General features: G+C 62.8%; 13 protein-coding genes. 5 read left to right on the forward strand and 8 right to left on the reverse strand.

Annotated elements, in window-relative coordinates; genetic code table 11:
• Window positions 1-147 precede the first annotated feature (147 nt).
• The 3 genes from X735_RS141775 to ettA all read right to left on the reverse strand — a co-directional run bounded on the left by X735_RS141775 (window position 148) and on the right by ettA (window position 3,918).
• Window positions 148-1,269, reverse strand: coding sequence for a beta-ketoacyl-ACP synthase III (locus X735_RS141775; RefSeq protein ID WP_023813172.1), 1,122 nt, complete (start codon window positions 1,267-1,269; stop codon window positions 148-150).
• A gap of 185 nt (window positions 1,270-1,454) precedes the next feature.
• Entirely contained in the window at window positions 1,455-2,222 is a 768-nt protein-coding gene (gene tam / locus X735_RS141770; RefSeq protein WP_023813173.1) for a trans-aconitate 2-methyltransferase, read from the reverse strand.
• Between the two features lie 46 nt (window positions 2,223-2,268).
• On the reverse strand, window positions 2,269-3,918 hold the full coding sequence (gene ettA / locus X735_RS141765) for an energy-dependent translational throttle protein EttA (RefSeq protein WP_013530923.1): 1,650 nt from the start codon (window positions 3,916-3,918) through the stop codon (window positions 2,269-2,271).
• Window positions 3,919-4,193: 275 nt separating this feature from the next.
• Between ettA and X735_RS141760 the strand changes: the two genes are divergently transcribed.
• Window positions 4,194-5,480 (forward strand): GGDEF domain-containing protein, encoded by a 1,287-nt coding sequence (locus X735_RS141760; protein ID WP_023813174.1) that lies wholly within the window; start codon window positions 4,194-4,196, stop codon window positions 5,478-5,480.
• Window positions 5,481-5,484: 4 nt separating this feature from the next.
• On the opposite strand, the gene X735_RS141755 is transcribed toward X735_RS141760, so the two are convergent.
• Together X735_RS141755 and X735_RS141750 are read right to left on the reverse strand one after the other, a co-directional pair.
• Window positions 5,485-5,664, reverse strand: a complete 180-nt coding sequence (locus tag X735_RS141755) for a hypothetical protein (RefSeq protein WP_023813175.1) — start codon at window positions 5,662-5,664, stop codon at window positions 5,485-5,487.
• Window positions 5,665-5,799: 135 nt separating this feature from the next.
• Window positions 5,800-6,807 (reverse strand): ribonuclease, encoded by a 1,008-nt coding sequence (locus X735_RS141750; protein ID WP_023813176.1) that lies wholly within the window; start codon window positions 6,805-6,807, stop codon window positions 5,800-5,802.
• A 182-nt stretch (window positions 6,808-6,989) separates the two neighbouring features.
• Between X735_RS141750 and X735_RS141745 the strand changes: the two genes are divergently transcribed.
• The 3 genes from X735_RS141745 to X735_RS141735 all read left to right on the forward strand — a co-directional run bounded on the left by X735_RS141745 (window position 6,990) and on the right by X735_RS141735 (window position 10,843).
• On the forward strand, window positions 6,990-7,922 hold the full coding sequence (locus X735_RS141745) for an alpha/beta hydrolase (protein WP_023813177.1): 933 nt from the start codon (window positions 6,990-6,992) through the stop codon (window positions 7,920-7,922).
• 99 nt (window positions 7,923-8,021) lie between these two features.
• On the forward strand, window positions 8,022-9,197 hold the full coding sequence (locus tag X735_RS141740) for a CaiB/BaiF CoA-transferase family protein (RefSeq protein WP_023813178.1): 1,176 nt from the start codon (window positions 8,022-8,024) through the stop codon (window positions 9,195-9,197).
• The gene (locus X735_RS141735; protein ID WP_023813179.1) at window positions 9,194-10,843 is read left to right on the forward strand and encodes a thiamine pyrophosphate-binding protein; all 1,650 of its coding nucleotides are present in this window, start codon (window positions 9,194-9,196) and stop codon (window positions 10,841-10,843) included. The genes X735_RS141740 and X735_RS141735 overlap by 4 nt, the downstream gene beginning before the upstream one ends.
• Window positions 10,844-10,895: 52 nt before the next feature.
• Here the strand turns inward: X735_RS141735 and X735_RS141730 are convergent, their stop codons facing one another.
• Together X735_RS141730 and X735_RS141725 are read right to left on the reverse strand one after the other, a co-directional pair.
• A complete protein-coding gene (locus tag X735_RS141730) occupies window positions 10,896-11,339 on the reverse strand; it encodes a CHRD domain-containing protein (RefSeq protein ID WP_023813180.1) in 444 nt (147 codons plus the stop codon).
• Window positions 11,340-11,486: 147 nt separating this feature from the next.
• Window positions 11,487-12,770, reverse strand: a complete 1,284-nt coding sequence (locus X735_RS141725) for a cystathionine gamma-synthase family protein (RefSeq protein WP_023813181.1) — start codon at window positions 12,768-12,770, stop codon at window positions 11,487-11,489.
• 125 nt (window positions 12,771-12,895) lie between these two features.
• Here X735_RS141725 and X735_RS141720 point away from each other — a divergent pair, with 125 nt between their 5' ends.
• A complete protein-coding gene (locus tag X735_RS141720; RefSeq protein ID WP_023813182.1) occupies window positions 12,896-13,354 on the forward strand; it encodes an Lrp/AsnC family transcriptional regulator in 459 nt (152 codons plus the stop codon).
• A gap of 42 nt (window positions 13,355-13,396) precedes the next feature.
• On the opposite strand, the gene X735_RS141715 is transcribed toward X735_RS141720, so the two are convergent.
• Window positions 13,397-14,368, reverse strand: coding sequence for an ABC transporter substrate-binding protein (locus tag X735_RS141715; RefSeq protein ID WP_013894623.1), 972 nt, complete (start codon window positions 14,366-14,368; stop codon window positions 13,397-13,399).
• Window positions 14,369-14,381: the final 13 nt, after the last annotated feature.

Raw genomic sequence — 14,381 nt, forward strand, 5'->3', positions numbered from 1 at the left:
GCCAGGCCGATTCTGGTGCCGTTCGCACCAGCCTGACGCAACAAGACGTATTGCGCGCCAAGGTGTGTTGAGATTCAGGTCAGGCCGAGCCGGGGAAGCGCAGGAAGCTGCTATTCGCCGGGCGGCCTCACCTGAATATCGACATAGCTAGAGCATCCGCAACAGCGCGCCGCCTATCGAATACCCCGCGCCAAAGGCGCAGATCAGGCCGAAATCGCCGGGTTTCATGTCGGCGTGGTTTTCCGACAGCGCGACGATGGCGCCGGCGCCCGCCGTGTTGCCCAGCCGCTCCAGCACCATCGGCGCGCGATCGTGGTCGACTTCGTGGCCGAACGACAGCTTCAGGATCATCGCATTCATCCGCGCATTGGCCTGATGCAGCCAGAAGCGCCTGATCGCCTGCGGCGTCAGCCCGTGCTCGGCGAGGAATTCGACGATGAATTTTTGCCCGGCAACGGTGACTTCCTTGAACACCTTGTTGCCGACCTGCTTGATCAGATTGCCTTCCAGATTGATCATGTAAGGATCTTCCTGGGCGGTGCGGGTGTGATAGCCCAGATTGGTGCGGATGTTGTTCGACATCTGCGTCCACACGCGCGTGTCGAGCACCTCGAAGCGGCCCGGCCGCTTGTCGCCCTTGGCCAGCCCTTCGACCACCATCGACACCGAAGCGTCGCCGAAGATGAAATGCGTCTGCCGGTCGCGAAAATTGAGATGGCCGGTGATGATCTCGGGCGTCGTCACCAGGATGCGTTTGTGCGCGCCCGACCGCACCAGGTTGACGGCGACGTGCAACGCGGCCGCGGCCGAGGAACAGCCAAGCCCCATGTCGAAGCCGGCGCCCTTGGTGCCCAACGCCTCCTGCATTTCGATGGCGATCGCCGGATAGGGCCGCTGGTGATGCGAGGCCGAGCAGATCACCAGGTCGATATCCGACGGCTGCAGCCCGGCGTGGTCGAGCGCCTTCTTCGCCGAGGCGATGCCGAACTCCGCCTCCAGCGACAGCGCGTCGTCGGGCCGCGCCGGAATGCGCGGCGCCATCCGGGTCGGATCGAGAATGCCCTCGCGCTCGATGACATGGCGGGTGCGCACGCCCGAGGCGTGGACGATGAAGTCGCTGTCCGATTTCGGCAGCGGCGGCTCGCCAGTATCCTGGCGGCGCGCATTTTCCGTGTCGACCCAGGCATTGAAGCTGGCGACCAGTTCTTCATTGGTGATTGTGGGTTCGGGGATTTCAACGCCGATGCCGCTGATGATGACGCGATGCATGTCCAGTCCGTCCCATCCGCAGGCGCTGCGGCTTCATGTGGGCGCCGGAATGCTCCGGCGCAACAGTTTTCTCACCGAGGCGGTTTACGCCGGCTTAAACCAAAGATCTGGGCCGACTTAAGCCGATCCTTGACATGGCCACAGGCAAAGCCAAGCGGCCCTAAGACGCCGCGCAACACGGATAATCAAGCTCGTTTTGCGACAATGAAAATGCGCGGAAAGCGCAAGAGCACCTTGCCATCAGCCGTCTTCGGATAGGCCTTGGCGATCTTGGCCGTGTAACATTCGAGGAACAGCGTCCGCTCATCGGCACCCAGCGGATCGAGGAACGGTTTCAGGCCCGTCGACTTCACCCATTCGACGATCGCCTGCGCATCGGCAAGCGGGTGGTTGTAGATGGTGTGCCAGATATCCAGCCGATCGCTGAGCGGCGACAGAAGATCATAATAGAACGACACCGGCGGCAACGGCCCGCGTGCCGCGCCCTTGAGCTTTTCGGCAAACGGCATTTCGGCGGCGGTTTCACGCATCAGGCGGTGCGAGTCCTCGCCCATATTGTCGGGCATCTGGATGGCCAGCGCGCCGCCTGGCGCAAGAAAACCCATCAGCCGCTGGAACACAGCGGGATGCTCGGGCAGCCACTGGAACACCGCATTGGCGAAGATCACGTCGACCGGCTCCGCCGGCTGCCATTTGGAGGCATCGGCCAGATCAAAGGTGACCTCGGGCAGACGCGCCCTCGCCTTCTCGATCATGTCGGGCGAAGTGTCGAAGCCGCTCACCTGCGCATCCGGCCAGCGCTCGACGAGCAGCTCGGTCGAGTTGCCCGGCCCGCAGCCGATGTCGACGACCCGGCGCGGGAAGTCCACCGGCACCTGTGCCACCAGGTCTCGCGCGGGCCGCGTGCGCTCGTCCTCGAATTTCAGATATTGGGCGGCGGACCAATCAGCCATGTGAACTCCTCACGTCTTCTTGAGAATTCGCCGCCCGGAAAACCCCTTACCGCGTCAGCCTCTTGTAGGTCATGCGGTGCGGGTTGACGGCATCCGGCCCGAGGCGGCGGATCTTGTCCTGCTCGTAATCCTCGAAATTGCCCTCGAACCATTCGACATGGCTGTCGCCCTCGAAGGCGAGGATGTGCGTCGCCAGGCGATCGAGGAACATGCGATCGTGCGAGATGATGACGGCGCAGCCGCCGAAGTTTTCCAGCGCGTCTTCGAGTGCCGCCAGCGTTTCGGTGTCGAGATCGTTGGTCGGTTCGTCGAGCAGCAGCACATTGCCGCCGGTCTTCAGCATCTTGGCCAGATGCACGCGGTTGCGCTGGCCGCCGGACAGATTGCCGACCTTCTGCTGCTGGTCGCCGCCACGGAAGTTGAACGACGCGCAATAGGCACGCGTGTTGGCCTCGAATTTGCCGAGCTTGACCACTTCTGCGCCGCCGGAAATCTCTTCCCATACCGTCTTTGACGGATCGAGCGCATCGCGGCTCTGGTCGACATAGCCGAGCTTCACCGTTTCGCCGACGCGCACTGAGCCCGCATCCGGCTTTTCCTGGCCGGTGATCATGCGAAACAGCGTCGTCTTGCCGGCGCCGTTCGGGCCGATGACGCCGACGATGCCGCCGGGCGGCAGCTTGAATTCCAGGCCGTCGATCAAAAGCGTGTCGCCAAAGCCCTTCGACAGGCCTTCCGCCTCGATCACCACATTGCCGAGCCGCTCGCCATGCGGGATGACGATCTGCGTATCGCTCGGACGCCGCTTGTCGGCTGCATCCAAAAGATCCTGGAACGCCTGGATACGCGCCTTGGACTTCGTCTGGCGGGCCTTCGGGCTCGACTGGATCCATTCGCGCTCGCGGCCGATGGCGCGCTGGCGGGCATCGTCCTCGCGGCCTTCCTGCTTGAGCCGCTTGGCCTTGGCTTCGAGGTATTTGGTGTAGTTGCCCTCATAGGGAATGCCGCGGCCGCGATCGAGTTCGAGGATCCAGCCGGTGACGTTGTCGAGGAAGTAGCGATCGTGGGTGATGATCATCACGGCGCCCGGATAGGCACGCAAATGCTTTTCCAGCCACGCCGTGGTTTCGGCGTCGAGATGGTTGGTCGGTTCGTCGAGCAGCAAAAGGTCGGGCTGGCGCAGCAAGAGTTGGCAAAGCGCGACGCGGCGCCGCTCGCCGCCCGAAAGCTTGGTGACTTCCGAATCCTTGGGCGGGCAGCCCAGCGCTTCCATCGCCATCTCGACCTGCTGTTCGAGATCCCACAGGTTGAGCCGGTCCATCTCGTCCTGAAGCTTGGCCGACTCGTCGGCCGTCTCGTCGGAGTAGTTCATCATCAATTCGTTATAGCGTTCGATGATCGCGGTCTTGGCGGCGACGCCTTCCATGATGTTTTCGAACACGGTCTTGTCCGGATCGAGCGCCGGCTCCTGCGCCAGGTAGCCGACGGTTGCGCCTTCGGCCAGCCAGGCTTCGCCGTTCCACTCCTTGTCGAGCCCGGCCATGATCTTGAGGATCGTCGACTTGCCCGAACCGTTGGGGCCGAGGATGCCGATCTTGGCGTCGGGATAGAAGGAGAGATGGACATTCTCGAGCACCTTCTTGGTGCCATAGGCCTTGTTGAGGCCGGCCATGTGATAGATGAACTGGCGTGCCACGCGCGCTTTCCCTGAAAAAAACTGACTGGCCCAGAAAACTGACTGGATCTGTCGAATTGAGTGGAGGTTGGCCGCTATGTAGGCGATGCGGCGGCGAACGGCAATCGCTTTTGCCATATCTGCCCGGTCACACGCGGAAGTGTCCGCCAACCGCCGAAGTTTTCCACCAGCACGAAGCGTGCTGAAATCTCCGGTTAACTCTTCGGCGTCAAAACAGGATCGGAGTGGAATCGCTCGCTATTCGCGATTTCGAGAAAGAGATCGGGTCGACGGCATTGCTGAACAGTTTCCTGCTCCTTGCCGAAGCGGTCGTCTATTTCAGCGTCATGGTGACGCTTTTCCGCTTCCGGAGGCGCATCGGCCTCGGCGTGTTCATCTGCGCGCTCGGTGTCATGCACTTCCTCGAGACCTACCTCGCCAGCGTTTTTTATGTCGCCTTGCCGTTCGGCATGGTCTCGCCTGGCTCGGCGGTGCTGTTTTCCGGCAAGCTGGTGATGCTTTTGCTGCTCTATATGAAAGAGGACGCTGCAACTGTGCGTCAGCCGATCTACGGCCTGCTGCTCGGCAATGCGCTGATGATCGGGCTGGTGCTGCTGCTGCGCCTGCACGTCATCGCGGCACTTCCCGACGGCAGGCTCCCAGACATCGGCTTCATCGACCAGATGGGCTGGCTGATGGTGTGGGGCACGACGCTGCTGTTCGTCGATGCCATCCTGATCATCCTGCTTTATGAAAAGCTCGGGCGTTATCTGCGCAAGGCGCCGTTCGCGCGCATCCTGATTTCGGTCGCTTGCGTGCTGACATTCGACCAGGCCGGGTTTTTCACCGCCCTGCATTTCGTTGCCGGCGCGCCGATAGCCGTCTTTTTCGGCGGCTGGTTCGCCAAGATGGCGGCGGCGGTGACGTTCAGCACCATGCTCGTCGCCTATCTCAAATGGTTCGAGGAGCGCCAAGTCACCGCGCCGCGCGGATTGACCGATATCTTCGATACGCTGACCTATCGCGAACGCTACGAAGCGCTGGTCGAACATGTCGGGCGGGACGGCCTGACCGGCCTGCTGCACCGCGGGCGCTTCGACGCCGACGGTGAAGCCGCCGTCCAGGCCAGCCTGCGCACCGCCAGGCCGCTCAGCCTGCTGATCATCGATGTCGACCATTTCAAATCGATCAATGACCGTTTCGGCCATGCCGAAGGCGACAAGGTGTTGAAGGCGGTCGCGGCCCTGCTTGGCGAGACGGCAAGCGCCGAGGACCAGGTGTTCCGCATCGGCGGCGAGGAATTCGCCATCCTCAGTTCGCGTCCGCACTCGGTCGCCAGGCTGTTCGGCGAAAGCATTCGCCACGCGGTCAAGGGCTCGGCCGCCACCAGTCGCTTCGAGCTCACCGTCAGCGCTGGCGTTTCCAGCGTCAGCGAAACCACGCGCTGCCTTGCCGACCTGTTCGCGCTTGCCGACCAGCGTCTCTACAAGGCGAAGTCGACCGGCCGCGATCGCGTCGTCGGCGAGCCGGGCGGCCAAGAAGCCGACACAGCCGCTGCGCGGACCAAATCCGCACAGATCTAGTTCGTTACGAATTCCTCTGCCGTCGAAAGCCCGTCACGGTCGAAACCGCCATCAGCGCGATCGCCAGCCATTTCAGCACCGTGATGATCGGCCCGGCCTGGATATCGTAGGCAATGAACAGCAGGATGCCCGGCACCAGCAAGCCGCACATGACCAGCATGATGCGGTTGATCTGCCAGGACACTTTTGNTGGCCCAGAAAGCCAGCCGCGCCAGCGCGCTGCTCGTCATGCCATCCATTGCCGCCCCCGCCAGAATGATGCGCTCGCAGCATAGCACCAGGGCGCGGCAGCGCGACAGTCCGGTATCTCTGTTGAGAGTTACTGGAAGCCGATCGCGTCGACATTGCCTGTCGGGCAGCCGGCCTTGTTGGTCGGCACCGAAGCCAGCAGCAGATCCTTAAGCGAGCTGTTGGGCCCGATCGGACCCGCGAGGCCGAGCGTCAGTTCGCCGATCAGCCGCCTGCCGCTCGACGGATCGATGACGCAGGAAACGCGCACGCGATCCCCTGCTCCCGCCCCGAAGGCAGTGTCGAAAGCGCCGCGGATCTGGTCCGCCGTCAGCTTGCCGCCGATGTTCTTGGCAAAGAGTTCGCGCACCGGCGAGCTGTTCACCGCGCGCATCAGGTTGAGCGCATCGGAGAAATAGTCCTGCTGGCTCTTGCCGTAGCAGGTGCCGTGCTTGATCCATTCATGCCGATCGAGGTGGGAGGCCGTGCCAGGCATCACCTGATCGAGTTCCGTGCGGGTGTTGGCGTCAAGATTGACCGGCGGCAGGTCTTTCCAGTGGGCCGGATTGTCGTTGGCCTTGTCGCTCGCCGTCGCCTGGCAATAGAAATTGCCGTTCGGCTGCGGCCAGAGACCGTGCAAGGTGAAATGCGTGGCGTCGAAATCACCAGCACTCTGCGCCCTGCATTCGGTCTTGTTCGACTTTGTCTCGCAAAACGCCGGCTGCCAGCTCAGCGCGAAGACGTATTCGGGTTTCCCCGATGCCGCCGGCTTGCCTTGCCCGTCAGGTGCGGCCGGCACGGTCGCCGCGCTGCTGCCGGAAACGTGGCCGCAGCTGACCTTCACCCAGCGGCGCTCCGGATCGGCGCCCGGCACCAGGATGAGATAATGCGTCGGCGTATCCTTGTTGCCGGCAAGCAGCTGATAGCTCTGCCCGGCATCGGTCGAGACATTGCCGGGGTTCTTGCCGTTCTTGATGGCTTGCGTTGCCGGACAGGCAGCGTCGGCCACAAAGGAGCCGCTCATCTTGACGTCGGCACGCGCGGCACCGGCCAGCGACGCGGCCAGCATGGCCAATCCGAAAACGACACCAATGCGCATGGAAAATCCTCGGCTGGACAAGTGGGCGACAGACTGAAGCTGTCTCCATGTCAGAATTGCGATATTTTGCTGGCCAAACGCAAGAAACATCGTCGCGAAAAGCGGGTTTGCTGGATTGACGCATAATGTGGGCCGGCGCAAACAAAGCCAACGACGATAATGCAAGGGCGGGACCGAGCGGCATGTCATTCAGCCAGCAGCGCGTGGTTCGCTCCCCAACCGGTGCCGAGCTCAATCTTTTCGTCAGGCAGGCCGATGGCCGGGCACGCGCCGTCGTCCAGATCAATCATGGCCTGGCCGAGCACGCAGCGCGCTATGCCCGCTTTGCCGATTTTCTTGGCTCCCGCGGCTTCGATGTCTATGTCCACGATCATCGCGGCCATGGCGCGACCAAGGCCCCCGACGCGCCGCTCGGCAGGTTCGCCGCCAGCGACGGCCCGGCCAAGGTGATAGCCGATATCGGCACCATCCATGATCTTATCGCCCGCGAACAGCCAAACAGACCGGTCATCCTGTTTGGTCATTCGATGGGAGCGTCGGTCGCGCTGAACTACCTGTTGCGCCACTCGCCGCGCATTCATGCCGCCGCTATCTGGAACGGCAATTTCTCCGAAGGCCTGCTCGGACAGGTGGCGCTGGGCATCCTTGCCTGGGAACGGATGCGGCTCGGCTCCGACGTGCCATCGCGTCTGCTGCCGAAGCTCACCTTCCAGGCCTGGGGCAAGGCGGTGCCCAATCACCGCACATTGTTCGACTGGCTGTCGCGCGACGAGGCGGAAGTGGCGAAATACATCGCCGATCCGCTCTGCGGCTGGGATGCCTCGGTATCGATGTGGCGCGATGTGGTCTCGATGGCGCTGAACGGCGGCAAGGATGCCGGCTTTGCCGGCATCCGGCGCGACCTGCCCATCAGCATCGTCGGCGGCGAAAGAGATCCCGCCTCGGATTATGGCAAAGGGATCACGCATCTTGCCAGCCGCATGCGCGCGATGGGCTTTTCGAATCTGGTTTCAAAGGTTTACGTCGACACCCGCCACGAAAGCCTGAACGAGGTGAATCGCGACATCATCATGGATGATTTCGCCGCCTGGGCCGACAAAGTCCTCAAAGCGTGACGGATTGGCCCATTGCAAGAGCCGTGACAGCCGTTGCAGGGCTTGATAGAGGCTCTGCTTTCGCAGCAGTCACGGTGATTGCGGCAACCACGGTGATCCATGGCTGAGCCCCCGCTGAAAGGCGTCCGCGTCGTCGAACTCGCCCGCATCCTTGCCGGGCCATGGGCCGGGCAGTTGCTTGCCGATCTCGGCGCCGATGTCATCAAGGTCGAAAGCCCCGATGGCGGCGACGACACCCGCAAATGGGGGCCACCCTTCGTCATGGGCAAGGACGGCGAGAACCTGTCGGCCGCCTATTACCATTCCTGCAATCGCGGCAAGCGCTCCATCGCCATCGATTTCTCGACACCGGAAGGGGCCGAGACCGTGCGCCGGCTGGTCGCCACCTCGGACGTGCTGATCGAGAACTTCAAGCTCGGCGGTCTGAAGAAATACGACCTCGACTATGACAGCCTGCGCAAGATCAACCCGCGCCTCGTCTATTGCTCGATCACCGGCTTCGGCCAGGACGGACCCTATGCGCCGCGCGCCGGCTACGACTTCATCATCCAGGCCATGGCCGGCATGATGTCGATCACCGGCGAGGTCGGCCGCGAGCCGCAAAAAGCGGGCGTCGCCATCTCCGACATCTTCACCGGCCTCTATTCGGTCATCGCCATCCAGGCAGCATTGCGCCATGCCGAACAAACCGGCGAAGGCCAGCACGTCGACATGGCGCTCTTCGACACCCAGATCTCGGCGCTCGGCAACCAGAATTTGAACTATCTCGTCTCCGGCAAATCGCCGGTGCAGATGGGCAATGCGCATATGAACATCGCCCCCTACGAGGTGGTGCCGGTCCGGGATGGGCACATCATCCTGGCGGTCGGCAATGACGGCCAGTTCGCCAAATTCTGCGCCGCTGTCGGACTGGGCGACCTGCCTGCCAATCCCGACTTCGCCACCAACCCCGCCCGGGTCGCCAACCGGGTGAAATTGCATGAGCGCATGATCGAGGCGCTGAAGGTTTTTGACCGCGATCCGCTGCTGGCCAAGCTGGAAGCGGCCAGCGTGCCGGCGAGCCCGATCAACACGATCGGCCAGATGTTTGCCGATCCGCAGACGATCGCGCGCGGCATGCGGCTTGATCTCGACGACGGCCATGGCAATCTTCTGCCTTCGGTGCGTGCGCCGATGGTGATGTCGGGCACGCCGCTGGTCTATGAGCGCCCCTCGCCGCGCCTGGGCGAGCACACGCAAGAAATCCTTGCCGAACTGGAGAAGTCTGGACAATGAAGACCGGCGGACAACTCATCGTCGACGCGCTCGAAGCCAACGGCACCGACCGCATCTATTGTGTGCCGGGTGAATCCTATCTGGCGGTGCTCGACGCGCTGCACGATTCTGCGATCCGCACCATCGTCTGCCGCCAGGAAGGCGGTGCCGCGATGATGGCCGATTGCCACGGCCGCCTGACCGGGAAGCCCGGCATCTGCTTCGTCACCCGCGGCCCCGGCGCCACCAACGCCTCGGCCGGCATCCACATCGCCATGCAGGATTCTATACCCGTCATCCTGTTCATCGGCCAGGTCGCCAGCCACGCCAAGGAGCGTGAAGCGTTCCAAGAGGTCGATTATAAGAGGTTCTTCGGCGATATCGCCAAATGGGTGGTCGAGATCGACGACGCCTCGCGCATCCCCGAATTCGTCACCCGCGCCTTCGCGGTGGCGACATCGGGCCGGCCCGGCCCGGTGGTGATCTCGCTGCCCGAAGACATGCTGACCAGCATCGTCGAAGCACCTATCGCCTTGCCGCACACGCCGGTTGAGACACGGCCGGGCGAAGCGGAGCTCGATGCGCTGGAAAAGCTGCTGGCTAAGGCCAAGCGGCCGTTCGTCATCCTCGGCGGCACGCGCTGGGACGCCGAGGCGGTGGCGCAAATGCGCACGGTCGCCGAGGCGTGGTCGCTGCCGGTCGGTTGTTCCTTCCGCCGGCAGATGCTGTTCGATCATCTACATCCGAACTATGCCGGCGATGTCGGCATCGGCATCAACCCCAAGCTGGCCACAGCGATCAAGCAGGCCGATCTCGTGCTCCTGATCGGCGGCCGCATGGGCGAAATGCCGTCCTCGGACTACACGCTGCTGAAAAGCCCCTACCCCGACCAGACACTGGTCCATGTCCATGCCGACGCTGGCGAGCTCGGCCGCGTCTACAGGCCGACACTGGCGATCAACGCCTCGCCTTCTGCCTTCATCGACGCTTTCGCCAAGCGCAAGCCGGCCTCTGAGCCGACTTGGGCAGCCGAGACACCAAAGCTGCATGCCTCCTATCTCGACTGGTCGACGCCACCGGAAGGCGGCCCCGGCTCGGTCCAGATGGGCCCGATCATGAACTACCTCGAAAAGATGCTGCCCGACGACGCCATTCTCACCAACGGCGCCGGCAATTACGCGACCTGGGTGCATCGCTTCCACCGCTTCCGCCGCTTCGCCACTCAAGGTGCGCCGACATCGGGCTCGATGGGCTATGGCACGCCTGCGGCCGTCGCTGCCAAAGAGCTGTTTCCGGAGCGCACCGTGGTCGCCTTCGCCGGCGACGGCTGCTTCCTGATGAACGGGCAGGAATTCGCCACCGCCGTGCAGTATGACCTGCCTATCATTGTGGTCGTCGTCAACAACGGCATCTATGGCACCATCCGCATGCATCAGGAGCGCGAATATCCCGGCCGCGTCGTCGCCACCGATCTTAAGAACCCCGACTTCGCGGCTCTCGCCCGCGCCTATGGCGGCCATGGCGAAACGGTCGACAAGACCGCCGATTTCGCTCCCGCCTTCGAACGTGCCCGCGCCAGCGGCAAGCCGGCGATCGTGGAAATCCGCCTCGACCCCGAAGCGATCACGCCGACCAAGACGATGACGCAGATACGCGACAAGGCGTAGTCCAAACAAAAAAAGAGGCGGTCGCCCGCCCCTTTTCGTCATGCGGCTTGCGCTATTTCGCGGCCTCGATCTGTCCGCGGATTTCGCCGTCCTTGTTGGCTGCCGTGTGCAAATTGACATAATCCTTGCCGCCCATCAGGTCGGCGGCCTGCGCGTCGGTCAGCACGGCCGACCCTTTGATCGGGCTCTTGAGCTTGCCCTTGAACGGGATCGCCACCCCGGCGTTTTCACCCATCGCGGCTGGGCCGTGAATATGCCCGGCGGTCGCCGACCCGCTGAGGCCGGAATATTTGACGTTCCAGCTGAGTTTCTTCGTGGCCGTGTCGAAGGTAAGAGCTGCGGTGCCCTTGCCTTTTGTGGTCACCGGCGGGTTCTGCTGGGCGCCGTCGAGCGTCGCTTTCAGCTTCACCGTCTCGGCCAGGGCCGGCGCTGCCGTAAGGAAGGACGCCGAGATGGCCAGTGCCGAAAGCATCGGCGCCAAGGATTGGATACGCATGAGGATCTCCGTTTGCTGATGACATCCAGCCACGGCTCCCCGGCGCGCGGATGTATCGGCACAACGCTTATAAGAGCGAATGGCTGCGCGCGAGTAACACTTACGTGCAAACTAATGGACCGCGCGATACCCCGGATACGGGGAGCGTCAGACCGCCGCCAGCGCCTGCGTCAGGTCGGCGATCAGATCGTCCGGGTGCTCCACGCCGATCGACAGCCTGACCGTGGTCTCCAGCACGCCGATGCGCTCGCGCACCTCGAAGGGTATGCCCGAATGCGTCATGGCCGCGGGGTGGCTGGCCAAGGACTCCGTTCCGCCCAGGCTCACCGCCAGCTTGAATATCTGCAGGTTGTTGAGAAAGGCGAAAGCCGCCTTCTCTCTGCCCTTGATATCGAAGGAGAAGGTCGAGCCGGCACCAGTGCATTGCGCCCTGTAGGTGCGGCCAGCCGGCGTGTCCTCGCCCAGGAACGGCAGGTAATGCACCTTCTCGACCTTGGCATGGTCGCGCAGGAATTCGGCGACCAGCCGCGCATTGTCGTTGGCCCGCTCCATGCGGATCGACAGCGTCTCCAGCGAGCGGCCGAGCATCCAGCAGGAATGCGGGTCGAGCTGCGTGCCGATCGCGCCGCGCAGCGCCTTGATCGGCTTGGTGACCGCCTTGCCGCCCATGGCGGCGCCCGCGATCAGGTCGGAATGGCCGCCGACATATTTGGTCAGCGAATAGACGGACACGTCGGCGCCATGTTCGATCGGCCGCTGGAACACCGGGCCGAGCAGCGTGTTGTCGCAGACGACGATCGGCGTCGACCCCTGGCTCGCGCCGATCTCGTCGGCGATCTTGCGCATCAGCGCGATGTCGACCAGGCTGTTGGTCGGATTTGACGGCGTCTCGATCAGGATGACCGACACGCGGCCCTTCGCGACGGCGGCGTCGGAGGCCGTGCGCACCGCCGTCTCGTCGACGCCGTCCGCGAAACCGACAGCACCGATGCCGAAACCGGAGAGCGTGCGCGTCAAAAGCGTCTCGGTGCCGCCGTAAAGCGGCTGCGAATGAAGGATGACGTCGCCCGGCCTGATATAGGCGAGCAGTGTCGTGGCGATCGCCGACATGCCTGATGAAAACAGGATGCAGGCATCCGTCCCTTCATAGATCGCCAGACGGTCCTCGACGATCTCGCTGTTGGGATGGTTAAAGCGCGAATAGACCAGGCCGGACGCCGTGCCGCTCGGCGGCTCCTTGCGGCCGGAGGTGTAATCGAAGAAGTCGCGTCCTTCTTCCGCCGACTTGAACACGAAGGTCGAGGTCAGGAACACCGGCGGCTTGACCGCGCCTTCCGAAAGCTGCGGATCGAAGCCATAGCTCAGCATCAGCGTCTGCGGGTGGAGCTTGTGGTTGCCGATATGGGTTTTCGACGGGCGTGGCGCGGTCATGATCTTTCCTGCCTGTTCGAGTGAAATATTGAACGGCAATTTATGCGATCCTGTTCCACCAGTTCTTGCTATTTTGGGGCTCTCATGGCTGCATTCCCGCAACAAATTGCCCGGAGAGACCGAACGTGCAGCAGAAGATAGCCGACGATTTCGACCGCAAGATCCTGCGTGAGCTGCAAGCCGACGCCCGCATCACCAACCACGAGCTTGCCGAGCGGATCGGTCTGTCGCCATCGCCCTGCCTGAGGCGGGTGCGGCGGTTGGAGGAGACCGGAATTATCAGGGGCTACACCACGCTGGTCGATCCCTCAGCCTTTGGCTGGAGCATGGTCGCCATCGCCACCATCCGGCTCAGCCGTCAGAACGAAGACGAGATCGTGATGTTCGAGGACGCGATCCGCGGCTGGGAAGAGGTGCTGGAATGCCACCTCGTCACCGGTTCACGCGACTATGTGCTGAAGGTGGTGACGGGAAACCTCGAACAGTACGAGCGCTTCATCAAGGAAAAGATCGCGCGGCTGAAATGCGTCGCCTCGATCGAAACCAGCTTCGTCATGAACACCATAAAAGAACGGCGCCTCTGACCAGAGGCGCCGTTTTCGAGATCGAAATGTTGCTAACTAGGCTTACTTCACTGCCTTGTCGGTGATGGCGGTGGTGTAGGCGCCGGTCGGCTCCTTGGTGATGATCTTCTGGTCGAGCAGCGCCTTGGCGGTGCGCTCGTAGGTTGCCGGGTCGAGCTTGCCGTCGGCATTGTCGATCAGCTTGGCGACTTCGCTCATCATGCGCTTCTGATGGTTTTCGTCCTGGCCGCCGCCGTCCATGACGATACCTGCTGCCTCGTCATTGTTGTCGATGGCGTATTTCCAGCCCTTCATCGAAGCGCGCACGAAACGCACCATCTTGTCCTCGAAAGCCGGGTCCTTGAGCTTGTCTTCCGACGCATAGAGCCCGTCCTCGAGCAGGTCGTTGCCCATGGCCGAGTAGTTGAACACGGTCAGCTGTTCGGGCTTGTAGCCGGCGTCGATCAACTGCCAGTACTCGTTGTAGGTCATGACCGAGATACAATCCGCCTGCTTCTGGATCAGCGGCTGCACGTCGAAGCTCTGCTTCAAGACGGTGACGCCGTCCGGGCCGCCGTCGGTCTTGAGGCCGAGCTTGTTCATCCAGGCGTAGAACGGATACTCGTTGCCGAAGAACCAGACGCCGAGCGTGTGGCCCTTGAAGTCGGCTTCGGTCTTGATCGGGCCGTCCTTCGGGCAGACCAGTTCCATGCCGGCCTTCTTGAACGGCTGGGCGATGTTGACCAGCGGCACACCCTTTTCGCGGGCAGCCAGCGCACCGCCCATCCAGTCGACGATGACATCGGCGCCGCCGCCGGCGATCACCTGCTCGGGCGCGATATCGGGACCGCCCGGCTTGATGTCGACGTCGAGACCTTCGGCCTCATAGAAACCCTTGGCCTTGGCGACATAGTAGCCGGCAAACTGGGCCTGCGTGACCCATTTCAGTTGCAACGTCACCTTGTCGGCGGCCATTGCCTGGAACGCGGCGAGCGACATCGCGCCGGCCAGAACGGGAATAATCAGTCTTTTCATTTTTTTACCCTCT

The sequence above is a fragment of the Mesorhizobium sp. L2C084A000 genome, assembly GCF_000502875.1.
Lineage (GTDB): Bacteria > Pseudomonadota > Alphaproteobacteria > Rhizobiales > Rhizobiaceae > Mesorhizobium.